Origin of the sequence: Amycolatopsis alba DSM 44262, assembly GCF_000384215.1 — a bacterium.
Lineage (GTDB): Bacteria > Actinomycetota > Actinomycetes > Mycobacteriales > Pseudonocardiaceae > Amycolatopsis > Amycolatopsis alba.
Genome location: NZ_KB913032.1, coordinates 3,367,619 through 3,391,282, shown reverse-complemented (window position 1 = coordinate 3,391,282; position 23,664 = coordinate 3,367,619). Strand labels below are relative to the sequence as shown.

Genomic DNA, 23,664 nt, shown 5'->3' with positions numbered 1-23,664 from the left:
GTCGCCTGTCAGGTCACGCGTGTCGTCCGACCAGTCGTGCGAAAGTGCCGGGCCCACGTCTCGCCGCACCCCCGGTGTCGCGAAAGCCACTTTCAAGACATCAGACGTCCTGAAAGTGGCTTTCGCGACACGCTCCAGCCAGCCCGTACATCGCGCGGTCACCCAGCCGAACCCGCCGCGGTCACGACGCGTTTGCCTTTCGGCTCAATACGATCTCGGCGAAGTGGCCCGCAAAGCCGCGCAGGAGTTCCTGAGTGCTGGAGGTGCTTCGGAGTCCTTGCGGCTCTCGTCTCCTGTGTAATGCTGGTGGCCCGCCCCAGGCGAGCTATTGGCACGCCGTCAGTAACGTCGTAGCCTGGGCTTTGAGCCGAGACACGGGAGAAGTCGATGACCGCAGTCCAGCCGAAGCCGACCGCGCACAGTGTGGGGGAGACCTTCGATTCCCTCAGCCCGGCGACCGACGAGGTCGTGGGCACCTACCCCATGAACACCAGGGAGGACGTGCGCGCCGCCGTCGCGCGGGCGAGGGACGCCGCCGAATGGTGGGCCGGGCTCGGTTACGACGGTCGCGCGGAGCGGTTGCGCCGGTGGAAGGGCGTCATCACCCGCAGGCTGCCGCAGCTGTGCCAGGTCGTCCGGGACGAGACCGGCAAGCCGATCGCCGACGCGCAGCTGGAGAGCGTCCTCGCCATCGAGCACATCGCGTGGGCGGGCAAGAACGCACGCAAGATCCTCGGCAAGCAGCGCCGCGCGGCCGGGCTGATGATGTCGAACCAGGCGGCGACGGTCGAGTACCAGCCGCTCGGCGTCGTGGGCGTGATCGGCCCATGGAACTACCCCGTGTTCACCCCGCTCGGCTCCATCGCCTACGCCCTCGCCGCCGGCAACACCGTCGTCTTCAAACCGAGCGAGTACACGCCCGGCGTCGGGAAATGGCTGGTCGACGCGTTCAACGAGGTCGTCCCGGAGTGGCCGGTGCTCCAGCTGATCACCGGTTTCGGCGAGACCGGCGCGGCACTCGTCGAGGCGAACGTCGACAAGATCGCCTTCACCGGTTCGACCGGAACGGGCAAGAAGATCATGGCCGCGGCCGCCGAGACGCTGACGCCGGTGATCATCGAGGCAGGCGGCAAGGACGCGGTCCTGGTCGACGCGGACGCCGACCTCGAGGCCGCCGCCGACGCGACCGTCTGGGGCGCGTTCTCCAACTCGGGCCAGACCTGCATCGGCGTCGAGCGCGTGTACGTCCACGAGCGGGTGCACGACGAGTTCGTCGCGAAGGTCGTCGAGAAGTCGAAGGACGTGCGGGCCGGTTCCGACGAGGCCGCGCAGTACGGCCCCGTGACGATGCCTTCGCAGCTCGCGGTGATCAAGCGGCACATCGCGGACGCCATCGAACGCGGCGGCAAGGCGCTGGTCGGCGGCGTCGACGCGGTCGGCGACCGCTACGTCCAGCCGACAGTGCTCGTCGACGTGCCCGAAGACTCCGAGGCGGTCAAGGAGGAGACGTTCGGCCCGACCGTCACCATCGCCAAGGTCCGCGACATGGACGAGGCCGTCGAGAAGGCCAACGACACGAAGTACGGCCTGGGTTCGACGGTGTTCTCGAAGTCGCGCGGCCTCGAACTGGCCGCCCGCCTGCGCACCGGCATGACGTCGATCAACGCGCCGCTTTCCTTCGCCGGTATCGCTTCGCTGCCCTTCGGCGGCGTCGGCGATTCGGGCTTCGGCCGGATCCACGGCCCGGAAGGCCTGCGCGAGTTCGCCCGCCCGAAGGCCGTCGCGCGCCAGCGCTTCACCGCGCCGATCGTGCTGACCTCGTTCTCCCGCAAGGAAAAGACCGACGCGCTGGTGGCGAAGCTGATCACCGTCCTGCACGGCAAGCGCTGACCCCGAACCCGTGACTCGCGTGATCAGAGCCGTAACTCGCGTGCTTGAAGACGGAACTCGTGAGTCCCGTCTCCAAGCACGTGAGTTCCGCCTTCAAGCACGCGAGTTCGGCGTTAACGCACGCCCCGGATGAGATCCGCGGCCTTTTCGGCCACCATGATCGTCGGCGCGTTCGTGTTCCCGCGCGGCACCACGGGCATCACCGACGCGTCCACCACCCGCAGCCCGTCCACCCCGCGCACCTTCAGCGACGGGTCGACGACGGCGTTCTCGCCCGTTCCCATCGAGCAGGTCCCCACCGGGTGGTACAGCGTCTGCGTCTTCTCGCGCACGTAGTCGGCCAGTTCGGAATCGGTCAGGTCGTGGCGCTCCGGCAGGAACGGTTTGTCCAGGTACTTCGCCAGCGGACCGGACTTCCCGATCTCCACCAGGGTCCGCATCCCGGCGAGCATCTTCTCCATGTCCACGGACTCCGCGTAGTACGCCGGGTCGATTTCGGGCTTCCACAACGGATTCCCCGACTTCAGCCGCAGCCGTCCGCGGCTCGCGACGTCGACCAGCGTCGCCGCGGACGTGAAACCCGGCATTGTCGGTTCGCGCATTCCGTTGTCGTAGAACAACGTCGGCGCGACGTGGATCTGCATGTCCGGCGGCAAGACGCCGTCCGCGGCGGGGAAGAACGCGCCGGCCTCACCGATGTTCGACGCCAGCGGGCCGCGTTTGGTGAGCTGGTAGCGCACCAGCCCGCCCGGTGTCGCCGCGTCCACCAGATCGGTGGTGCCGCGGGTCGACCAGATGATCCCGCAGGCCGGATGGTCGTGCAGGTTGTCGCCGACGCCGGGAAGCGCGGCCACGACGTCGATCCCGTGCTCGCGCAGGTGTTCCGCCGGGCCGACCCCGGACAGCATCAGCAGCTGCGGCGAGTTCACCGCGCCGCCGCTCAGCAGGACTTCGGCCGACGCGCGGACCGTCGTCTCGACCCCTTTGTCCAAATAGGACACGCCGACCGCGCGGGTGCCTTCGAAGACCACGCGCGTGGCCTGCGCGTGGGTCCGCACGGTGAGGTTCGGCCGCGTCAGAGCGGGCCGCAGGTACGCGTCGGCCGTCGACCAGCGGCGGCCCTTCTTGCACGTCACCTGGTAGACGCCGACGCCTTCCTGCGACTCGCCGTTGAAGTCGTCGGTGCGCTTGAGGCCCCAGGCGACGGCGGAATCCACCCAGGCGTGCGAAAGCTCGTGGGTGAAGCGACGGTCCTCGACGTGCAGTGGCCCGTCGGTACCGTGCAGCGGCCCGCCGAGCCGCTGGTTCGCCTCCGCCCGTTTGAAGTACGGCAGGACGTCGTCGAAACCCCAGCCCTCGGCGCCGTGCCCGTCGCGCCAGCCGTCGTAGTCGGCGCGGTTGCCGCGGATGTAGATCATCGCGTTGATCGAGGAACAGCCGCCGAGCGTCTTCCCGCGCGGCCAGTACAGGGTGTTGCCGGTGTGCTTCTGCTCGACCGTCTCGTAGTTCCAGTCGTACTTCGTCTTGAACAGACCGGGGAACGCGGCGGGGATGTGGATCTCGTCGGCGTCGTCCTCGCCGCCGGCTTCGAGCAGGAGCACCCGTGCCGACGGATCCTCGCTCAGCCGGTTCGCCAGCACGCATCCCGCGCTGCCCGCGCCGACGATGACGTAGTCGAAGGAGTCCTGATCGGACACGGTGCCTCCTGCTGCTCGCCCCGGTGTTGGCGCCCCGCCAATGGGCTCATCTTGGCCCACCGCCGCGCTCCGAGCATCCCCCAGACGAAGGACCGCTGCGAGCTCAGTCGGAGTCGGGTGAAAAAGAAGCCACGCAGGGGCCGCCGTCGGCCTTGTCCTCGGTCTCCACCCGGCCCGGCGCCTGGATGCCGTCGATCCGGCCGTCGAGGTGCAGGATCGTCTGCTCGGCGGTGGTCAGCACGTCGGTCTTCGCGACGGTGTACCGCGCCTCGCCGTGGATGATCTGCTGCACGCCGTCGCGGGTCGTGTCCGGCACCTTTTCGCACAGCACGGACAGCGCCGCCGGGATGTCGCGCGCGTTGATCGCATCGACGAACTTGGTCCCCGCCTCTTCCCCCGTCTTGACGTCGGGGCGCGGCGACGGTCGCGTTTCGACGCTCGGGAGCGGCTCGGGCTCGCTCCCGACCTTGGCGTCGCGCACGCACCAGCCGCCTTCGCCGGGGATCATCGCGATCCCGACGGTCTGACCCCCGGTGGTGAACGCGGCCGAGTACTCCTGCGCCGCACGTTGGTGCGCGGGCGTGCTCAGTTGTGCGCCATCGGAGACGCCCATGGTCTGCTCGAACGCGTAGGACCGCTTCGAGCGGATCGCGCACCAGAGCTGACTCGCGCTGTCTTCGGCGACGCCGTTCACGAACGACTGGCTGAGCTGCTCAGGTGTCGCGCGCGAGGTGGTGTCGGCTTTGGACTTGAAGAACCCCGGCGTCACGAAACCGGTGAACGCGACACCGCCCGCGATCAGGACCACGACCAGCGTCAGCGTGATCCAGAGCCAGGTCTTCGGCTTCTTCGGCGGCGCGTACTGCCCGTAGGTCATGCCGCAACCGTAGTGAAGTAGGCTCGGGCGGTACCCACGACCTGCGTGAATAAGGAGCAGCCTGCCGTGGCCCGAGTCGTCGTCGACGTCATGCCCAAGCCCGAAATCCTCGACCCGCAGGGCCAAGCCGCGCTCGGCGCGGCCGGTCGTCTCGGCTTCACCGGGATCACCGGGATCCGTCAGGGCAAGCACTTCGAGATCGAGGTCGACGACTCCGTCGACGACGCGACGCTCGAAAAGATCGCCGAAGGTTTCCTCGCGAACCCCGTCATCGAGCAGTGGACCATCACGCGGGTGGACGCGTGAGCGCCCGTATCGGGGTCATCACCTTCCCCGGCACGCTCGACGACGGTGACGCGGCCCGCGCGGTCCGCTACGCCGACGCCGAAGCCGTCCCGCTGTGGCACGCCGACGAGGACCTCAAGGGCGTCGACGCCGTCGTCGTCCCCGGTGGCTTCTCCTACGGCGACTACCTGCGCGCCGGCGTCATCGCCCGGTTCGCGCCGGTGATGTCCTCGGTGATCGAGGCCGCCCACAAGGGCATGCCGGTGCTGGGTATCTGCAACGGCTTCCAGATCCTGTGCGAGGCCGGGCTGCTGCCGGGCGCGATGATCCGCAACGCGGGCCTGCACTTCATCTGCCGTGACCAGTGGCTGCGTGTCGAGAACAACGACACCGCGTGGACCACCCGGTACGACAAAGACGCCGAGATCCTCATCCCGATGAAGAACATCGACGGCTGCTTCGTCGCCGAGCAGGCCACCCTCGACGAGCTGGAGGGTGAGGGTCGCGTCGTGTTCCGCTACGTCGGCGGCAACCCGAACGGCTCGCGCAACGACATCGCCGGGATCCGCAGCGAGAACGGCCGCGTCGTCGGGCTCATGCCGCATCCGGAGCACGCCATCGACGCCCTGACCGGGCCTTCCGATGACGGCCTCGGCATGTTCTACAGCGCCGTGGACGCCCTCGTCTCCGCCTGAACGCACGCAATGAACGGTCCTTTCCTTGCAAATTTGGCAAGGAAAGGACCGTTCATTGCGCTTCAGGACGCAGCGGCCACCAGGGCCGAGTAAGGCCCACCGGCCGCCAGCAGCTCCGAGTGCGAACCCAGCTCGGTCACCCGCCCGCCCTCGATGACGGCGACCCGGTCCGCCGCGGCCGCGGTGTGCAGCCGGTGCGCGATCGCGATCACCGTCCGCCCTTCGAGCACCGCGCTCAGCGACCGCTCCAGTTCCCGCGCCGAACCCGTGTCCAGCAGTGACGTCGCCTCGTCCAGCACCAGCGTGTGCGGGTCGGCCAGCACGACCCGCGCCAGCGCCAGCTGCTGCGCCATCGCCGCCGGGACGGCGACCGCCCCGGCCCCGACCTTCGTGTCCAGGCCGTCCGGCAGGCTCGCGACCCACTCCGAAGCACCGACCGAGGCCAGCGCGTCGAGGAGCTTTTCGTCGGTCCAGTCCCCGGCGGGCAGCGTGAGGTTGTCCCGCAGCGTCCCCGCGAACACGTGCTGTTCCTGGGTCAGCAGGAGAACCTCGCCGCGCAGGACGTCGTCCGGCAGCGTCGACACCTCGGCGCCGCCGATCCGCACCGAACCTGACGTCGGCGCGGACATCCCGGCCAGCAGCCGTCCCAGCGTCGACTTGCCCGCACCGGACGGCCCGACGATCGCCAGCCGCTCCCCGGCGGGCACCCGCAGGTCGATCCCGTGCAGCACTTCGCGCTCCGCGTTGTAGCCGAAGCGCACGTCGCGGACCTCGATGTCCTGGCCGCGCGGAGCCTCCGGAGCCGAAGCCTCCGACGAAGGCGGCCGTACGCCCAGCAGCCGTCGCAGCGACGCCCCGGCGACCTGCATGTCCGCGAGCCAGAACAGTGCCTCGTTCAGCGGACCCGTCATGACCTGCGAATACAGCAGCATCGCGGTGATCGTGCCGAGCCCTTCCCAGTCGTTCGAGTAGGCGAGCAGGCCCAGCCCGAGCATCACCGGCACCGGCAGCACGTAGCTGATCTCCAGCGACGGGATCCACCGCATCTGCAGCGCCCGGATCTTGCGTTCGCCCAGCATCGCCTCGTCGAGACCGTCGTGCCCGGTCTTCACCCGGCGGCCGGTCAGGTTGAGCGCCTCCGCCGTCCGCGCGCCCTCCGCGGTCTCGTGCGTGGTGGACTGCAACTCGGCCCACTTGTCGAGCATCCGTCGCATCACGTCCGGCACCCGCCGCTGGTACCAGATGTTCACCGGCACCAGCAGCGGCAGCGCGACCAGCAGGCCCAGCGCCAGGAACGGCGACGTGACCACCATCGCCACCACCGTGAACACCACCGTGACGGCGGCGATCAGGATCTCCGGCGCGCCGAACCGCACCGCGTGGTCGATCCGGCTGACGTCGGTGGTCGCCCGGCTCAACAGGTCACCGGTACCCGCCGCCTCGACCGTCCCGAGCGGCAGGTTCAGCGCGTTCCCGACGAACTTCTCGCGGTTGTCCGCCAGGATCCGCTCGCCGAACACCCGCGCGCGCAGCCGCGCCAGCCCCTTGAACCAGGCCTGCGCGCCCAGCACGATCACGAACGCGACCGCGAGCCACGTGATCGTGGCGGTCGTCGTGCCTTCGACGACCTCGTCGACCAGCGCGCCCAGCAATTGCGGCCCGGCCAGCCCGATCGCGGTCGCGACGCAGAACAGCCCGAGCATCACGGAGAACTCGCGCTTGTTGTCGCGCGCGGTCTCCCTTATCCATCGTCGAACGTCTTTCTTGTCTGCCAAAGGCAGCTTTTTCATGCTGTCATTTCCTTACCCCCGAGGTGGTCGTCGCGAACCCGCCGGAGGGCCTCCGGCCCGCCAACGGATTCGCGAGGCCTTCGGCCAGAGGCGGGCGCGGCTACTCCGTCTTCAGGCGACCACTTTCGTACTCACGACCACATCCGCCACATGTGTCCACAAAGGACTCTGACTGAACACGACGGTGGTCTTGCCGCGCCGCAGTTTCGCGACGCGTTCGGTTATGCGGGCTTCGGTATGCGCGTCGACGGCCGAGGTCGGCTCGTCGAGCAGCAGGACGTCGGCGTCGGTCGCCAGCGCGCGGGCCAGGTTCAGCCGCTGCCGCTGACCACCGGAAACCTCACGTCCGCGTTCGCCGATCACCTCGTCGACGCCGTGGGGCAGCGCGTCCACGATGTCCTCGGCGTCCGCCGCGTACAGCGCTTCGGTGATCTCGACATCGCCAGGCTCGGCGGGGGCGACCTGCTCGCGCAGCACCCCGGAGAACCAGATGTCCTGGTTGTGCGCGTAGACCACCCGCCGCCGCAGCTCGCCGAGCGAGACCCGGTCCACCGGGACGCCGCCGACGAGGGCAGGTTCACCCGGATCGGTGAACCGCGCCATCCGCGAAGCCACCGCCTCGGCATCAGCTCCGACGTCGATGACGGTCAGCTTCCCGGCCTCGGCCTTGATCCCGGACGTTTCGTCGACCAGGTCCAGCGGGCCTTCCGGCAGCGGCACCGGGTTCTCCGGTTCGGCGAGCGTGCGTTCGGTGGACAGCAGTTTGCACACCTTCCGCGCCGAAACCAGCGCGGCGCTCAGCACCCCCGCGAACTCGGTCGCCGTCGTCACCGGGATCACCAGGAACACCGAGACGCCGTAGAACGTGATCAGCTCGCCGACGCCGATGGTGCCGTTCATCGCCAGCTGCGCGCCCAGCCAGGTGATGACCACCGTGACCAGGCCCGGCAGCGCGACCTCCGCCGCCGAAAGCCATGCCTCGCTGCGCCCGACCTGGACACCGGCCGCCCGGACCCGCTGGCTGGAGCGGCGGAAGCGGTCGAGGAACTGCTTCTCGCCGCCGACGCCGCGAAGGATCCGCAGGCCAGAGACGATGTCCGCGGCCAGCGCGTTGACGTCGGTCTTCTCCTCGCGCTGCTTCGTCTGGCGCTTCTCCAGCGGCTTCAGCAGCGGCCCGATGCCCACCACCGCCAGCGGGACACCGACCAGCGCGACCACGCCGAGCAGCGGGGACGTCGTCAGCAGCGCCGTCGCGCACACGATGAACGCGATCAGCGAACCGAAGGCCCGTCCGAGCACCTCGAAGGAATCACCGATCGGGTTGATGTCGCTGGTGGTGATCGCGACCACGTCACCGGTGGTGGTCGTGTCCCGCAGGTTCGCGCCCAGCTTCGCGGCGTGCTCGGTGGCGAGCCGCTGGGTGACCCCGGCGCCGTGGATCCAGCAGCCGTAGGACGCGAAGTGCTGCACCGTGCCCGCGAGCGTCTGCGCGATCCCGAGCCCGGCGGCCGCGAGCCCCCACAGCCAGACGGAGTCGCCGTCGCCGCGGCCGATCGCGTCGATGCCCCGGCCGATCGCGACCGGCAGCAGGGCGATCGGCAGCGACCACAGCGCCCCGCTGATCGCCGACACGACGAGCAGCCCAGGGCGCGCGAGCATCATCGCGGCGAGGTATCGCCAGGCGGTCGGCTTGGCGGGCAGCCGCAGTCGCGGAAGGGGATATGTGGCGGAAAGCACGATTATCGACGGTAAGCGGATCACCGTCTCCGGCGCGACCGATTTATCCGTGGGCGACCGCGAGGTGAACATTCCCCTGACCTACTCTTAGGGCCGTGGCGAACCTTGATGTGGACACCGTGACCAGCACCGACGTCGACACCACCGCACGCGCCGAGGCGACTCCCGAGCAGACCCAGCCGTACGTCGAACTCGGCCTCGCCGACGACGAGTACGCCCGGATCCGCGAGATCCTCGGCCGCCGTCCGACCGACGCCGAACTGGCGATGTATTCGGTGATGTGGAGCGAGCACTGCTCGTACAAGTCGTCGAAGAAGCACCTGCGCTACTTCGGCGAGACCGCCACTCCCGAGATGAAGGAGAAGATGCTCGCCGGTATCGGCGAGAACGCCGGCGTCGTCGACATCGGCGAAGGCTGGGCGGTCACCTTCAAGGTCGAGAGCCACAACCACCCGTCCTACGTGGAGCCGTACCAGGGCGCCGCGACCGGCGTCGGCGGCATCGTGCGCGACATCATGGCGATGGGCGCGCGCCCGCTCGCGGTGGCGGACGCGCTGCGCTTCGGCCCGGCCGACGCGGCCGACACCCGCCGCGTGCTGCCCGGTGTGGTCGCCGGTGTCGGCGGCTACGGCAACTGCCTCGGCCTGCCGAACATCGGCGGCGAGCTCGTGTTCGACCAGAGCTACTCCGGCAACCCGCTGGTCAACGCCCTGTGTGTCGGCGCGATGCGCGTCGAGGACCTGCACCTTGCCTTCGCCTCCGGCAAGGGCAACAAGATCATCCTGTTCGGCGCTCGCACCGGCCTCGACGGCATCGGCGGCGTGTCCGTGCTCGCGAGCGACACGTTCTCCGGGGACGAATCCTCGGGTGGTCGCAAGAAGCTGCCCAGCGTCCAGGTCGGCGACCCGTTCACCGAGAAGGTGCTCATCGAGTGCTGTCTCGAACTGTTCGCGCAGAAGCTCGTCGTCGGCATCCAGGACCTCGGCGGCGCCGGGCTCTCCTGCGCGACGTCGGAGCTCGCGGCGGCCGGTGACGGCGGCATGCACATCTACCTCGACCGGGTTCCCCTGCGCGCCACCGGGATGACCCCGGCGGAGGTGCTCTCCAGCGAGTCGCAGGAACGCATGTGCGCGGTCGTCTCGCCGGAGAACGTCGAGGCCTTCATGAAGGTCTGCGAGAAGTGGGACGTCATCGCCACCGACATCGGCGAGGTCACCGACGGCGAGCACCTGGTCATCACCTGGGACGACGAGATCGTCGTCGACGTCCCGGCGCACACCGTGGCGCACCAGGGCCCGGTGTACGACCGCCCGATCCAGCGACCGTCCACACAGGACGCCCTGCAGGCCGACACCTCGGCGAAGCTGCCGCGTCCGTCCACTTCGGACGAACTGCGCGCCGACGTGCTCAAGCTGATCTCGTCGCCGAACCAGGCGTCGAAGGAATGGGTGACCTCCCAGTACGACCGTTACGTGCGCGGCAACACCGTGTCCGCGCAGCCGTCGGACTCCGGTGTCATCCGGATCGACGAGTCGACCGGCCGCGGCGTCGCCGTCTCGACCGACTGCAACAGCAAGTTCGTCTTCCTCGACCCGTACGAGGGCGCGAAGCTCGCGCTGGCCGAGGCGTACCGCAACGTCGCCACCAGCGGCGCGAAGCCGGTCGCGGTGTCGGACTGCCTGAACTTCGGCGCGCCGACCGACCCCGGCGTGATGTGGCAGTTCGAGCAGGCCGTGCACGGTCTGGCCGACGGCTGCGTCGAACTCGGCATCCCGGTCACCGGCGGCAACGTCAGCTTCTTCAACCAGACCGGTGACGTGGCGATCCTGCCGACCCCGGTGGTCGGCGTGCTCGGCGTGATCGACGACGTCACCCGCCGCATCCCGACCGGGATCGGCGCCGAGGCCGGGGAAACCCTGCTGCTGCTCGGCGAGACCCACGACGAGCTGGACGGTTCCGCCTGGGCGCGCGAACTGCACGGCCACCTCGGCGGCCGCCCGCCCAAGGTCGACCTCGCCCGCGAGAAGCTGCTCGCCGACATCCTCATCGCCGGTTCCCGCGACGGCATGATCTCTGCCGCGCACGACATCTCCGACGGTGGCCTGATCCAGACGCTCGTCGAGACCGTCCTCATCGGACAGTGCGGTGCCCGTGTCTTCCTCGACTCGGAGCAGGACCCGTTCGTGCAGCTGTTCTCCGAGTCCGCGGGCCGGGTGCTGGTCGCCGTGCCGCGCACCGAGGAACTGCGGTTCACCGAGATGCTGACCGCGCGCGGCCTGCCGTGGCGCAAGACCGGTGTGGTGGACCCGGAGTCGGGCTCGCTCGAACTCCAGGACATCACCGAGTTCACGCTGGACGAGCTCCGCGAGACCTGGGAGAAGACCCTCCCGGCGCTGTTCGACTAAAGGCTCTCGTGAGTGGCAAGGACGGTTAGAGCCAAAGGCGCCTAGGTACCTGCGGTCACGCGTGTCGTCCGTCTGATCACACGTGTCGTCCACCCGGTCACGCGAACGTACCGAGCTTGGTCACCGTGGTCGTGAGTGGCGTTTCGGGTTAGGGCCAAGGGTGTCTTAGGTGCCTACTGGTTCGTGGCTGCGGTTGATCGCGGGGTCCGCCGGGTGGCGTCCAGCTGGACACGCGTGTCGTCCCTTCCATCACGCGAGTCCGCAGCCGCGGGTGTCGCGAAAGCCACTTTCGCGACGCCTGATGTCCCGAAAGTGGCTTTCGCGACACTGCCCGGCCTCACTAGACGCGGGGTCGGCCGGGCGGGGACGTGAACGAGCCAGAGATGCACGGGTGTCCTGAAGGCCCCCTTTGAGACGTTGAACGTCTCAAAGGGGGCCTTCAGGACACCGCGACAACCGTCCTAGCGATGGTCGTGAGTGGTAAGGACCGCCAGAACCCGAAACGCCACTCACGAGCCAGGCAGCACCGAACCCTCCGCGAACTTCGCACCCTCCACCGACGGCGGCTCCGCAAAGGTCGCGACACTGAAGTCGACAGCGGTCTCGACGACCGTATTGTCCAGCGACACCTTCCGCTCGAAACTCGCCCGTGTGAGCACGAACTCGCCGTGGATCGTCGCGTTCTCCAGCAGGAACTTCCCGGAGAGCTGGGCGTCGGTGAGGTCGAGATACGTCAGCACCTCGCAGCGATCCGCGCCGAACCAGCCGACCCGCCTGCCGAGCAGCCCCAGCTTGTCGAGCCGGGCGTCGCTGAGGTTGAGCGAAAGCGTCGGCCCGGTGGTCCCGGCATGGGGAAGGATGTCGCGGATCAGCCGTTCGGCCGCGCGCCGGACCAGCCGCTCGCGTTCCGCGGCCGCCTTGTCCTCGTCACTCCACTCGATCTTCTTGCCCGCCGCCAAATCGAACTTCGGATGGTCGAACGGCCGCCGCAGGTAGGCGCACAACACGTCGAGCACCGTCTGCCGGTACTCCGGCCGCGTCCTGGCCAGCCCCGCGAGCGAATGCATCGCCCCGACCCGGACCTGGTCGGCGTCGTTGCCCAGCAGTTCGATCGACTTGGCGAAGCGTTCGTCGGAGATCCGGCTGCGCTCGATCTCGTGCCGGTCCTCCTCGGTGCGCCGCCGCCGGTCGTTGAGCCAGAGCCCGTAGAGCGCGGCGATCGCGCCGCCGGCGAGGGCACCGGTCTTGAGTGCTTCGACCCGGCTCGTCGCGCGATCCGCGAGCAGCCAGGCGGTGACCCCGACGAGCACCGCGATCGAGGACGCCAACGTCCACACCAACGGTGACCTGAGCAGTCGTCTCATCGGTCCTTCACCGTGAGCCGGGCCCGGCCGTCGGGCAAGGAGTCGACGGACCAGCCCGCCGGGAGTTCGTGATCCCTCGACGCTTCGACCATCGTGTTGTACAGCGACACCGTGCCGGGCGGTTCACCGAAACCCAGATCCGCGAAGCTCTCGAACCGCGCGCGATGCAGATCCAGCGTCTTCCCGAATTTCGCGTCGGCGAACACGGCGTTCTTCACGAAAACGCTGTCCTTGAAGGAGGTCTCGCCCCCGAAGGTCGTGCCGCGGAACTCGGCGTCCTCGGAGAATCGCACCCCGCTGAACCACGCCCGCTGCTCGAACTTGGCTTCACTGCACCGGAAGAAGCCGATCCGTTTCTTCTCGCTCGCTCCCGCGCCGGTCAGGTACACCGGTCCGCGGAACACGCAGCCGGACAGGTTGGTGCTGCTGTACAGCCCGGCGTACCGGAGCAGCAGCTTGCCGACTTTCCGTTCCGACAGGTCGAAATACTCGAGCACCGCCCCGGTCAGGTCGAGGTCGTACGCGGGTGTGTCCGCGGAATCCGCCGCCGGGAGCAGTTCCCCGATGAGGCGCTGCGCGGTCTGCCGCACCTGGAGTTCCTGGTCCTGCTCCGGGGTCGCCTTCAGGGTCGGGTCGTCCCTGGGCGGTTTCGCGGTTTCGTCGTACCGCGGATGCTCGAACGGCCGCCTCAGGTACGAGCACAGGATGTCCAGCACGGTCTGCCGGTACACCGCCCGACCGCGGGCCAGCCCGGCCAGCGCGTGCAGGGCCCCCACCCGCACCTGGTCGGCGTCGTGCCCGAGCAGTTCGACGGCCTTCGCGAACCTCTCGTCCGAGATCCGGTCCCGGTCCTGGTCGGCCCGCCGCAGTTCGAGTTCCTGCCGCTGCCGTTCGACCTCCTGCCGCCGCTCCTCGACCCGGCGCCGCCTGTCGTTGAGCCACAACGCGTACAGCGCGACAATGGCACCCCCGGCGATGCCGCCGGTCTTCAACGCCTCGCTGCGGCTGGTCGCCGGATCGGTCAGCAACCAGCCGCCCACAGCGAGCAGCAGCACGAGGGAGACGAAGAACGTCCAGAGCAATGGGGAGCGGAGCAACCGCTTCATCCGCTCAGAATACGAAGAAGTTGCGGACGCAGAAGGACTTGTCCGGGTTGTCGTCCGAGGAGATCCCCGACCCGCTCACCTTCTTGCCCTTGACCGTGCCCTCGATGTCGCCGGTGATGAAACCGTCGCCGATGCCGGCGGTCGAGGTGACCTCCAGCTGCGAAGGCGCCGGAGCCATGATGTCGATCGAGTCGCCCATGGTCGCCTTCATGTCGGCGCAGACCAGCGAGAGCGCGCCCTCCTTGTCGCCGGCGCTCACCTTCGCGAGGAAGTCTTTGAGGTTCTGGACGCCCTTCGGGTTGCCTTCGGAGCCCGTGCCACCGCTTTCGGTGCTCTTCGGGCTGCTCTTGGGCGCGCTCGACTTCGGGCTGCTCTTCGGCGCCGAGGTCGGTGCCTTCTCGGACGACGACGCGGGCGGCGGCGCGGCCGTGTTGTTGCCTTCGTCCTTGCTGAGCAGGAAGCCCGGCGCGAGGAAACCGGTGACACCGAAGGCGATCAGCACGACCAGGCCGATCACGATCCCGATGATCAGTCCGGTCTTGCTCTTCTTCGGCGGCGCGGGCGGGCCGCCGTAACCCTGCGGGTAGCCGGGGTTGTTGGGGTCCCAGCCCTGCTGCTGAGCGTTCGGGTCCCAGCCTTGCTGCGGCTGCTGCTGGTATTGCTGAGTCTGGTCCCAGCCCTGCTGCGGCGGCTGCTGCTGGTACTGCTGGGTCTGATCCCAGCCCTGCTGCGGCTGCTGTCCGTACTGCTGCGGCTGACCGTACTGCTGGGTCTGGTCCCAGCCACCGGGCTGCTGTCCCTGGGGGTCCTGCCCATAGGGCTGGCCTGGCTGGGGTGGGTAGGTCATCGGTCTCGCCTTCCGTGCTGGGGCCTGAGGCTTCAGATCAGACGACCGGCGGTCAGCGCTGGTTCCGGATCCGCCCGTGCCAGGGGTTTCAGTGGGAAGGTACCTTGCGTCGAAAGCGGCTCCCGGCCGAGGCTGGGAGCCGCTTCTTCACGAAATGCGCAGCTCAGCCGTTGGCCAGTGCCTGCAAGCGGTCATAAGCCCCGTTGAAGGTGTTCTGGTCGAGCGGGCTGGAGGTGTACTGCCACACGGTGTAGAAGCCCCAGCCGTTGGGAAGAGCCCCCACGGTGGACGCGTACCGCGCCACCCACAGCGGAACCGTGCCACCGAAGTTCTGCGACGTGCCGACACAGGTGTTCCACCAGTTCGTCGAGGTGTAGATGACGGGCCAGCGGCCGGTGCGTGCCTGGTAGCGGTCGTGGAACGCCCGGATCCATGCCCCCATGGACGCCTGGCTCAGGCCGTAGCAGGTGGCGCCGTACGGGTTGTACTCCATGTCCAGCGCACCGGGCAGGGTCTTGCCGTCCTTGGACCAGCCCCCGCCGTTGTTGATGAAGAAGTCCGCCTGCGCCGCGCCGCCGGAGACGTTGGGCAGGGCGAAGTGGTACGCGCCGCGGATGAAGCCCTGGCCGTAGGAGCCGTTGTACTGCTGGGCGAAATACGGGTTCTTGTAGCTCGTGCCTTCGGTGGCTTTCGTCCACACGAAGCGTTTGCCCTGACCCCACCAGTTGGCCCAGTCGACATTGCCCTGGTAGCTGGCGACGTCCATGCCCGCGACAGTCGCGAGAACCCCGGCTTCAGGCTGCGGCCGGGCCGCTTTCTCCTTGGAGTCCGGGGTGGAGGTGTCACCTTCCACCCGCCGGATCTGCGATCCGATGGTGTGGTCGTTCTGCTGGAGATCCTGTTCGATCGACATGATCTCGGGGGACGGGGCGGCCGACGCCTGGACCGTGCTGCTGAGCAGGAGCAGCGCGGAACCGACGGCGATGGCGACTCTTCGGGAAGTGCGCATACGACAATCCCTTCACGGATAACCCTCGCTGAGGACGGCTAACTTGCAGGTGGTAGCCGTCCGGGCACGATTGTTGACGACGGGTGCCGGGTTTGTCACTAACTTCCGTGAAATTGGTACTACGCGTGGGTGATTTTCATTTCCATCTTGGGGGTGCTTTGTGATCTTGTAACCCCCAGGCGGGGGATCCGTCAGCCGATAGACAGCGCGCGTACGCGATCTTCCGTGCCGTTGAACCAGTTCTGGTCACCGGGCAGGCTGCCCTTGTTCGAGAACTGCCAGATGGTCTGGGTCTTCCAGCTCGCGGGCAGCTCGCCGATCTCCGTGTTGTAGCGCGCGATCCAGAGCGGATTCGCCCAGAAGTTGTTGCTGTTGCCGGTACAGCGCTTCCACCAGCTCGTCGACGTGTAGATCGCCGGATGCCGCCCGGTCCGCCACAGATAGGTCTCGGCGAACGACGCCATCCACGCCACCATCTGCGCGGCCGTCTTGCCGTAACAGGTTTCGCCGTACGGGTTGTACTCGACGTCGAGCGCGCCCGGCAGCGTCTTGCCGTCGTTGGACCAGCCGCCGCCGTGATCGACGAAGTAGTGCGCCTGCGCGGCGCCGTCCGAGATGTCGGGGCGGGCGAAGTGATACGCGCCGCGGATCATGCCGACGTCGTAGGAACCGTTGTACTGCTGGGGAAACCGGGGATTGACGAAGCCGGTGCCCTCGGTCGCCTTCACGTAGACGAATTTCGCGCCGGTCCTCGCCGCGCCGGGCCAGTCGACGTCACCCTGATGGCCACTGACGTCGTGGCCGAGCGTCTGCGCTTCGCCGCCGTACAGCGGCCCGACCGGCACACCGACGCCTTCGTAAAGCGCGATCTGTGAACCGGCGTAGTGCTCCTCGGCCCCGTCGTATCTGGGCCCGCCTTCCCGTGCGACGGCGGGGGTCTGCGCGAGCAGCAAGACCCCCGCCGCGAGGACGGCCCCCCAGCCTTTCGAACACACTCTGCGACTCATCACGTCGCCACGATCCCTCGGGAAAAGAGAATCAGCGACTCGAACATCACCCGAAAGAGTTGCTTTTGCCCTGAATAAATTGGGCCGAGTGGGTTAATCGAGCCCTAACGGCGCTCGTCCGAAAGGGCCTTGTCGAGGTGCTCCGAGGGGATGATCGCGGTGAGCCGATCGTGGGGATTGAGGGTCACGGGGTGCCCGGCGAGCAGCGGGACCATGTCCCGGCCCAGCACCGCGCGGGCGTGCGGCCATTCACGCGGGACCAGCGACTTGGCCGTGTACGCGGGCACGAGCACCTGGCCGTCGACGTTGTGGAAGCCGATCACCGTGCGCTGCACCGGCGAAAGGGCGTAGACGAACAGCGTCGAGTCGAGGAAGACCCGCGGCAGGTCGGCGGCCGGACGGTGGTTCGTGCGCACCAGCTGGAGCAGCTGCTCGAGGTCGTTACGCGGCTCCGGGAAGCCGAGCGCCTTCGGCGAGGGCCGGTAGCGGTCGTTGGGGTGGAAGTCCTCGACGATCTCGCCCCCGCCGTTCACCGGGTACGCGCCGACGACCGCCCAGGACGGCACCGGGCCGTCGGGGTCGAAGGCCTCGTCGATGACATAAAGCCAGCTGTTGGGGTTGGCCTTGGCGTTGGCGCGCATCTCTTCGGTGATCTTCGGCTTGCCCGGTTTCCGCTTGCCCGCCGGGCTCGACGCCAACCGATCCGCCTCGTCCCGCTGCGCCATCGCCATCCCCACGTTCCGGGTGCCTGAAGGTTTGTTCGCGCTCACTCTACTGTTCTCCCATGGCCTCTTCGCGTTCGGTCGACCCCGCTGAGTTACGTGCCGCGATCACGGCGATCTCCCCTTGGTTGAGCGGATCCGGCCCGGATCCGGCGCGGCCCGAACTGGCCGCGGCGGTCCGGCTGAGCCTGCGGACGCTGGCCTCGGACGCGCCGGGGAAGAGTGTCGAAGTGCGGGTGCCGCCGTTCGCGGCTGTGCAGTGTGTCGAAGGATTGCGCCATACGCGCGGGACGCCGCCGAACGTCGTCGAAACGGATCCGCGCACGTGGCTGGAACTGGCGACCGGGCTGCTCGGCTGGGCCGACGCGGTCGAGACGGGACGGGTCACCGCCTCGGGGACGCGCGCCGATCTGGCCCACTGGCTGCCGCTGGTCCGCCTGTGACCCCGCTCCGGCAGGCAATGAACGGTCCGTTCCTTGCAGATTTCGCAAGGAACGGACCGTTCATCGCAGCAGCTGGGCGGTCTTACGCCTTGCGGCCGATGCCACCGGAGATGGTCCGCTGAGCCGCGTTGAGCTCCTTGATCCGCGGGCCGTCCGGCCACCAGTCGACGCACAGCTTGACGCCGGGCTCGACCATTTCGAGGTCGTGGAACAGCGCCTCGATCTCGGCCTTGGTGCGGAAGGTGCCCGAGCCCATCGGGCTGTGGATGAAGAAGTCCTCCATCTTGCGGGCGACCTCGGACAGCTCGTCCTCCGGGTCGGAGAAGTGCGAAATCGCCACGTACGAACCCGACGGCAGCGCGTCGATGTATTTCTTCATGATCTTGGCGGGCTGGTCCTTGGGCCCACTGTAGTGGTGCAGTGTCCCGAGCTGCAGCAACGCGATCGGCTGCGTGAAGTCGATGTGCCGGAGGATGTCCGGGTTCTCCAGGATCCGCTCCGGCTCGAAGATGTCGTCCGAGACGAAGTGGGTGTTCTCGTTCTCCTCGAGCAGGGCGCGCCCGTGCGCGAGGACGACCGGGTCGTTGTCGACGTAGACGACCTTGATCTCCGGGTTGATCCGCTGGACCACCTGATGCGTGTTCTCGGCCGTCGGCAGGCCGGATCCCAGGTCGAGGAACTGGGTGATGCCCGTCTGGCTGGCGATGAACCGGCACGCGCGGATCAGGAAGCCGCGGTTCTCGGTGGCCAGGTCCTGAGCCTCCGGGGCCGCCTGCTGGACCTTGTGCAGGACCTCCCGGTCGATCTCGTAGTTGTCCTTGCCGAGCAGGAAGGCGTCGTACACCCGTGCGATGCTGGCCCGCGTCGGGTCGACACCCACTGGCACTCGTTCCGTCCGCGTCGGGGCGTCGGGCATCTTTAACCTCACAAAACTGTGTCGGAAGTCTCGGGCTCTACGTAGAGTAGAACCACGTACGCGACGGGTAAACCGAGCCATCCCTGTCGTGTCGAGGTCCAAACGTGTACTTTCAGTAACCGGCTTGTCCCCTGGCGAGTGTTGTCGTACGAAAGGTCCCCGGTCGATGAACGCGGTCACCCCGTCCGGCGGTGAGCAGTCCCTGGGTCCCACCGCACGGCGGATGATCCTCGGGTCTCAGCTCCGGCGGATGCGTGAGGACGCGGGCATCACGCGCCAGGAGGCCGGCTACAGCATCCGGGGTTCCGAATCGAAGATCAGCCGTCTCGAACTCGGCCGCGTCGGGTTCAAGGAACGCGACGTCGCCGATCTGCTGACCATGTACGGGATGACCGATCCCGGTGAGCGGCAGCAGTTCCTCGACATGGTCAAGGAGTCGAACGAGCCGGGTTGGTGGCGCCGCTACGGCGACCTGATGCCGAGCTGGTTCAACGACCTCGTCGGGCTCGAAGAGGCCGCGGCCCGGATCCAGGTCTGGGAGCCGCTGTACGTCACGGGCCTGCTGCAGACCGAGGACTACGCGCGGGCGATCATGAGCCACGGCCGCAAGGACATGGTCAACGAGCAGATCGACCGCCGGGTCGTGCTGCGGATGCGGCGGCAGAAGATGCTGTCCCGGCCGGACGCGCCGCGGTTGTGGCTGGTGCTCGACGAGTCGGTGCTCCACCGGCCGATCGGCGACCGCGAGGTGCTCAAGGGTCAGATCGACTACCTGCTGGAGATGATCCAGCAGCCGAACATCTCGGTCCAGGTCCTCCCGTTCGACCGGAGCGGTTACTCCGCCGACAGCGCGTTCTCGCTGCTCAGGTTCGCGGAAGAGGAACTGCCGAACATCGCCTACACCGAGTACCTGACCGGCGCGCACTACATCGACAAGCGCGACGAGATCGAGCGGTACAGCCGGGCGCTGGACATGCTCGCGGTCGACGCGGAGACGCCGGACCGCAGCCGCCAGATGCTCATGAAGCGCCGCGCGGAAATCTGAGCCGCTCACCGTTGTGGGGTTGTCCACCGCCCCGGTGACTCACGAGGTTTTCTTGCGTGACCCCGAAAACGCGGCCACGTGTAGTGGTTGTTCACCCGATGGTGGCTGTGATCGTCACGCGTTAGTGGTACGAAGGATGACTTGAGTCATCACTGCACGCGAATTCTGCAGAAACTTCTGCACGTGCATTTACCGTTGCAGTCACACGTGCTAACTTTGGGATCACAGGCAAATGCACATGCAGATGCATCGCCCGAAGTTTTCTGTCGGGGAAGGTGGGGACCATGGCTGAACAGTTCGACAACGGCATCCCGGCCGATCGGCTTACCGGCGCGCAATGGCGCAAAGCCAGCTACAGCAACGCGATCGGCAACTGCGTCGAGGTGGCGCCGCTCGCGTCCGGCGAGATCGCGATGCGCAACTCGCGTTTCCCGACCGGGCCTGCGTTGATCTACACCCAGGCCGAGATGGCCGCGTTCCTCGCGGGCGCCAAGGACGGCGAATTCGATGACGTTCTCGGGTGACACCATCACCGCGGAAATCACCGACATCGAAAGCGGTCTGCAGGAACTGATCAACCGCGGGTATCAGTTCGTGCACCCGTGCGACGCGAACGGCGAGGTCATCGCCGTGGTCGGCGTGCGGGTCCACGACAACGTGGTCGACGTGGTCCGGCTCAACGCCGAGGACGATGTCATCGCGACCCGTATGCCCGGCACCGAGGAAGACATCCTCGAACCCGAGGTCCGGCTGTGGCAGACAGCCGGTGACGCGGCGACGGTGCTGACGGCACTGCTCGCGCTTCCGGACGAACGGACCCCCGGCTCGCTGCTCCTCCCGGAGACCGTGTCCAAGGGCTGCTGGGTCCCAGGCCGCGGCGGCACGTCCAAGTGGCTCGCCGCGAGCTAGTTGCCCTCAAGCACAGTCGACCGCCTCTGTCGAGGGGGAGCGGTCGGCTGGTCGGGGGTCGTGAGTGCCGGGCCTTGACACCTGCCCGTCACTCACGGTCATAGGGAACCCTGCCGACGTCGATCGCGGCTGCGGGTTCACTCAGTGTGACAGCTCAAAGCGTGTCCAGTGCCACGTCGCGCGGCGCGTTGATCTACGCCCCACCGTTTACACTGGTGGCGGCCTGCCCTCTTTCTCCCTGGGAGCACCTCGGTGGTTTCCGACCCGTCCCTCGCCGGACAGCCCGTGACCGACCAGCCCGATCCGGAACCCCGCGAGGAATGCGGTGTCTTCGGTGTCTGGGCGCCCGGAGAAGAGGTCGCGAAGCTGACCTACTACGGGCTCTACGCACTTCAGCACCGCGGCCAGGAAGCGGCCGGCATCTCGGTCTCCGACGGTTCGCAGATCGTCGTCTTCAAGGATCTCGGCCTGGTCAGCCAGGTGTTCGACGAGCAGGTCCTGCAGTCGCTGCAGGGACATATCGCCGTCGGGCACTGCCGCTACTCGACCACCGGCGCGACCATCTGGGAGAACGCGCAGCCGATCTTCCGCACCACCGCCACCGGCAGCGGACTGTCCTTCGCACACAACGGCAACCTCGTCAACACCGCCGAGCTCCGCGATCGCACTGTCGAAGCCGGGCTCAAGCCGCACGCGGGCCTGACAGGTTCGTCCAGCGACTCCGACCTGGTGTGCGGGCTGCTCGCGGCCAACGCCGCGGACAAGGGCATCGAAGCCGCCGCGCTGGAACTGCTGCCCACCCTCAAGGGCGCGTTCTGCCTGGTCTTCGCCGACGAGTCCACCTTGTACGCCGCGCGCGACCCGCACGGGGTGCACCCGCTGGTGCTCGGCAGGCTCGAACGCGGCTGGGTGGTCGCGAGCGAGACGGCCGCGCTGGACATCTGCGGCGCGTCGTTCGTCCGCGAGGTCGAGCCCGGTGAGCTCATCGCGATCGACGCGGAGGGCCTGCGCTCCTCGCGGTTCGCGAACCCCGAGCCCAAGGGCTGTGTCTTCGAGTACGTGTACCTCGCGCGCCCCGACACCTCGATCGCCGGCCGCAGCGTGCACGCGACCCGTGTCGAGATCGGCCGCAAGCTCGCCGCCGAGCATCCGGCCGACGCCGACCTGGTCATGCCGGTGCCCGAATCCGGCACCCCGGCCGCCATCGGCTACGCGCAGGGCTCCGGCATCCCCTACGGCACCGGCCTGGTGAAGAACGCCTATGTCGGCCGCACCTTCATCCAGCCGTCGCAGACCATCCGCCAGCTGGGCATCCGGCTGAAGCTGAACCCGCTGCGCGACGTCATCCGCGGCAAGCGGCTCGTCGTGGTCGACGACTCCATCGTCCGCGGCAACACCCAGCGCGCGCTCGTCCGCATGCTGCGGGAGGCGGGTGCGCTCGAGGTGCACGTCCGGATCGCGTCGCCGCCCGTCCGCTGGCCGTGTTTCTACGGGATCGACTTCGCGTCCCGCGCCGAACTGGTGGCCAACGGCGTCGACCTCGACGGCATCCGCCGCTCCATCGGAGCGGACACCTTGGGCTACGTCTCACTGGACGGGCTGGTCGCGGCTTCGGAGCAGCCGAAGTCGCGGTTGTGCACCGCTTGCTTCTCCGGCGAGTACCCGATCGCGCTTCCCGAAGACGCGATGATCGGGAAGCACCTGCTGGAAAGCCTGGACTCGGTCAATGGCGCGGCGAAGCCCGTCAGCCCTGCCGGGTACGGTGCTGAAGACGCCATCCGGCGTCCCTAGTCCTTTCTTCCAGAGTTGGAGTCCGCTTCCGTGAGCGAGTCCACGAGCGCCACGTACGCCGCCGCCGGGGTCAGCATCGACGCCGGTGACAAAGCCGTTGAGCTGCTCAAACCACACGCCGAGAGGGCCACGAGGCCCGAGGTGATGGGTGGGGTCGGCGGTTTCGCCGGGCTGTTCTCCCTGAAGCTGGACAAGTGGAAAGAGCCGGTGCTGGCCTCGTCGACCGACGGGGTCGGCACCAAGATCGCCGTCGCGCAGGCGCTCGACAAGCACGACACCCTCGGCATCGACCTGGTCGCGATGGTCGTCGACGACCTGGTCGTCACCGGTGCCGAGCCGCTGTTCATGCAGGACTACATCGCCGTCGGCAAGGTCGTGCCGGAGAAGATCGCGGCACTGGTCGGCGGCATCGCCGAAGGCTGTGTCCAGGCGGGCTGCGCGCTGCTCGGCGGCGAGACCGCCGAGCACCCCGGCCTGATGGGCGAGCACGACTACGACCTTTCGGGCACCGGCGTCGGCGTCGTCGAAGCGTCGAAGGTGCTCGGCCCGGAGCGGGTCCGCCCCGGCGACGTCGTCATCGCGCTCGGGTCGTCCGGCCTGCACTCCAACGGTTACTCGCTCGCCCGGCATGTCCTGCTGGACATCGCGCGCATGCCGCTCGACGGGCACGTCGAAGAGTTCGGCCGCTCGCTGGGCGAGGAGATGCTGGAGCCGACCAGGATCTACGCGAAGGACTGCCTCGCACTGGTGGCCGAGGCCGACGTCCGCACGTTCGCGCACGTCACCGGCGGCGGACTGGAGCAGAACCTCGCCCGCGTCATGCCGCGCGGCCTGGTCGCCCGGCTCGAACGCGGCACCTGGACCCCGGCGCCGGTGTTCGCGCTGATCGGCCACCGCGGCAAGGTGGAGCGCGCCGAACTGGAGAAGACGTTCAACATGGGCGTCGGCATGGTCGCGATCGTCGGCCCCGACGACGTCGACCGTGCGCTCGCGATGCTGACCGCGCGGCACGTGCCGTCGTGGATCCTCGGCGACGTGCAGCCCGCGGAGGACCCGGACGGCCCGCGCGCCGTGCTCTCCGGTGACCACCCGCGTTTCTGAATCTGGTTGAGCCAAGGTGACACACTGG

21 protein-coding genes are annotated in these 23,664 nt (G+C 68.1%); 10 read left to right on the top strand and 11 right to left on the bottom strand.

What is annotated here, in order from left to right:
• Window positions 1-387 precede the first annotated feature (387 nt).
• Window positions 388-1,890, top strand: coding sequence for an aldehyde dehydrogenase family protein (locus tag AMYAL_RS0116020; protein ID WP_020632315.1), 1,503 nt, complete (start codon window positions 388-390; stop codon window positions 1,888-1,890).
• A 113-nt stretch (window positions 1,891-2,003) separates the two neighbouring features.
• Here the strand turns inward: AMYAL_RS0116020 and AMYAL_RS0116015 are convergent, their stop codons facing one another.
• The gene (locus AMYAL_RS0116015) at window positions 2,004-3,587 is read right to left on the bottom strand and encodes a GMC family oxidoreductase (protein ID WP_020632314.1); all 1,584 of its coding nucleotides are present in this window, start codon (window positions 3,585-3,587) and stop codon (window positions 2,004-2,006) included.
• Window positions 3,588-3,690: 103 nt separating this feature from the next.
• Complete coding sequence (locus AMYAL_RS0116010; protein ID WP_020632313.1) at window positions 3,691-4,464, bottom strand: hypothetical protein; 774 nt, start codon at window positions 4,462-4,464, stop codon at window positions 3,691-3,693.
• Window positions 4,465-4,530: 66 nt separating this feature from the next.
• Here AMYAL_RS0116010 and purS point away from each other — a divergent pair, with 66 nt between their 5' ends.
• Together purS and purQ are read left to right on the top strand one after the other, a co-directional pair.
• Entirely contained in the window at window positions 4,531-4,770 is a 240-nt protein-coding gene (gene purS / locus AMYAL_RS0116005) for a phosphoribosylformylglycinamidine synthase subunit PurS (protein WP_020632312.1), read from the top strand.
• Window positions 4,767-5,444, top strand: a complete 678-nt coding sequence (gene purQ / locus AMYAL_RS0116000; protein WP_007032539.1) for a phosphoribosylformylglycinamidine synthase subunit PurQ — start codon at window positions 4,767-4,769, stop codon at window positions 5,442-5,444. The genes purS and purQ overlap by 4 nt, the downstream gene beginning before the upstream one ends.
• A 62-nt stretch (window positions 5,445-5,506) precedes the next feature.
• On the opposite strand, the gene AMYAL_RS0115995 is transcribed toward purQ, so the two are convergent.
• Both AMYAL_RS0115995 and AMYAL_RS0115990 read right to left on the bottom strand, forming a co-directional pair.
• Window positions 5,507-7,234 carry an ABC transporter ATP-binding protein gene (locus AMYAL_RS0115995; protein WP_020632311.1) on the bottom strand — a complete coding sequence of 576 codons (1,728 nt, stop codon included), beginning with the start codon at window positions 7,232-7,234 and terminating at the stop codon, window positions 5,507-5,509.
• Window positions 7,235-7,345: 111 nt separating this feature from the next.
• Window positions 7,346-8,971, bottom strand: a complete 1,626-nt coding sequence (locus tag AMYAL_RS0115990) for an ABC transporter ATP-binding protein (RefSeq protein WP_020632310.1) — start codon at window positions 8,969-8,971, stop codon at window positions 7,346-7,348.
• A 119-nt stretch (window positions 8,972-9,090) separates the two neighbouring features.
• On the opposite strand from AMYAL_RS0115990, the gene purL reads away from it, so the two are divergent.
• Window positions 9,091-11,376, top strand: a complete 2,286-nt coding sequence (purL, locus tag AMYAL_RS45925) for a phosphoribosylformylglycinamidine synthase subunit PurL (protein ID WP_093976481.1) — start codon at window positions 9,091-9,093, stop codon at window positions 11,374-11,376.
• Window positions 11,377-11,885: 509 nt separating this feature from the next.
• Here the strand turns inward: purL and AMYAL_RS0115975 are convergent.
• From AMYAL_RS0115975 to AMYAL_RS0115950, 6 genes are all read right to left on the bottom strand, one after another.
• Window positions 11,886-12,740 carry a hypothetical protein gene (locus tag AMYAL_RS0115975; protein ID WP_026467131.1) on the bottom strand — a complete coding sequence of 285 codons (855 nt, stop codon included), beginning with the start codon at window positions 12,738-12,740 and terminating at the stop codon, window positions 11,886-11,888.
• Complete coding sequence (locus AMYAL_RS0115970) at window positions 12,737-13,846, bottom strand: pentapeptide repeat-containing protein (protein WP_026467130.1); 1,110 nt, start codon at window positions 13,844-13,846, stop codon at window positions 12,737-12,739. Before AMYAL_RS0115970 ends, AMYAL_RS0115975 begins: the two co-directional genes overlap by 4 nt.
• Before the next feature lie 4 nt (window positions 13,847-13,850).
• Window positions 13,851-14,693: a flagellar basal body-associated FliL family protein gene (locus AMYAL_RS0115965; RefSeq protein ID WP_020632305.1), complete on the bottom strand. Its 843-nt coding sequence runs from the start codon at window positions 14,691-14,693 to the stop codon at window positions 13,851-13,853.
• Window positions 14,694-14,856: 163 nt separating this feature from the next.
• Window positions 14,857-15,702 (bottom strand): lysozyme, encoded by an 846-nt coding sequence (locus AMYAL_RS0115960; protein ID WP_020632304.1) that lies wholly within the window; start codon window positions 15,700-15,702, stop codon window positions 14,857-14,859.
• 191 nt (window positions 15,703-15,893) lie between these two features.
• The gene (locus AMYAL_RS0115955; RefSeq protein ID WP_039794006.1) at window positions 15,894-16,709 is read right to left on the bottom strand and encodes a lysozyme; all 816 of its coding nucleotides are present in this window, start codon (window positions 16,707-16,709) and stop codon (window positions 15,894-15,896) included.
• Between the two features lie 104 nt (window positions 16,710-16,813).
• Entirely contained in the window at window positions 16,814-17,440 is a 627-nt protein-coding gene (locus AMYAL_RS0115950) for a type VII secretion system-associated protein (protein WP_026467129.1), read from the bottom strand.
• Window positions 17,441-17,493: 53 nt separating this feature from the next.
• On the opposite strand from AMYAL_RS0115950, the gene AMYAL_RS0115945 reads away from it, so the two are divergent.
• Window positions 17,494-17,874, top strand: a complete 381-nt coding sequence (locus AMYAL_RS0115945; protein ID WP_020632301.1) for a sterol carrier family protein — start codon at window positions 17,494-17,496, stop codon at window positions 17,872-17,874.
• 82 nt (window positions 17,875-17,956) lie between these two features.
• On the opposite strand, the gene AMYAL_RS0115940 is transcribed toward AMYAL_RS0115945, so the two are convergent.
• Entirely contained in the window at window positions 17,957-18,754 is a 798-nt protein-coding gene (locus AMYAL_RS0115940) for an SAM-dependent methyltransferase (protein WP_020632300.1), read from the bottom strand.
• A 202-nt stretch (window positions 18,755-18,956) separates the two neighbouring features.
• Between AMYAL_RS0115940 and AMYAL_RS0115935 the strand changes: the two genes are divergently transcribed.
• From AMYAL_RS0115935 to purM, 5 genes are all read left to right on the top strand, one after another.
• Entirely contained in the window at window positions 18,957-19,835 is an 879-nt protein-coding gene (locus AMYAL_RS0115935; protein WP_020632299.1) for a helix-turn-helix domain-containing protein, read from the top strand.
• Between the two features lie 284 nt (window positions 19,836-20,119).
• Window positions 20,120-20,359: a DUF397 domain-containing protein gene (locus AMYAL_RS0115930; RefSeq protein ID WP_005152616.1), complete on the top strand. Its 240-nt coding sequence runs from the start codon at window positions 20,120-20,122 to the stop codon at window positions 20,357-20,359.
• Window positions 20,343-20,744 (top strand): hypothetical protein, encoded by a 402-nt coding sequence (locus tag AMYAL_RS0115925; RefSeq protein WP_020632298.1) that lies wholly within the window; start codon window positions 20,343-20,345, stop codon window positions 20,742-20,744. The genes AMYAL_RS0115930 and AMYAL_RS0115925 overlap by 17 nt, the downstream gene beginning before the upstream one ends.
• 252 nt (window positions 20,745-20,996) lie before the next feature.
• Window positions 20,997-22,535 (top strand): amidophosphoribosyltransferase, encoded by a 1,539-nt coding sequence (purF, locus tag AMYAL_RS0115920; protein ID WP_020632297.1) that lies wholly within the window; start codon window positions 20,997-20,999, stop codon window positions 22,533-22,535.
• 30 nt (window positions 22,536-22,565) lie between these two features.
• On the top strand, window positions 22,566-23,636 hold the full coding sequence (gene purM / locus AMYAL_RS0115915) for a phosphoribosylformylglycinamidine cyclo-ligase (RefSeq protein WP_026467128.1): 1,071 nt from the start codon (window positions 22,566-22,568) through the stop codon (window positions 23,634-23,636).
• The last annotated feature ends 28 nt before the right edge of the window (window positions 23,637-23,664 follow it).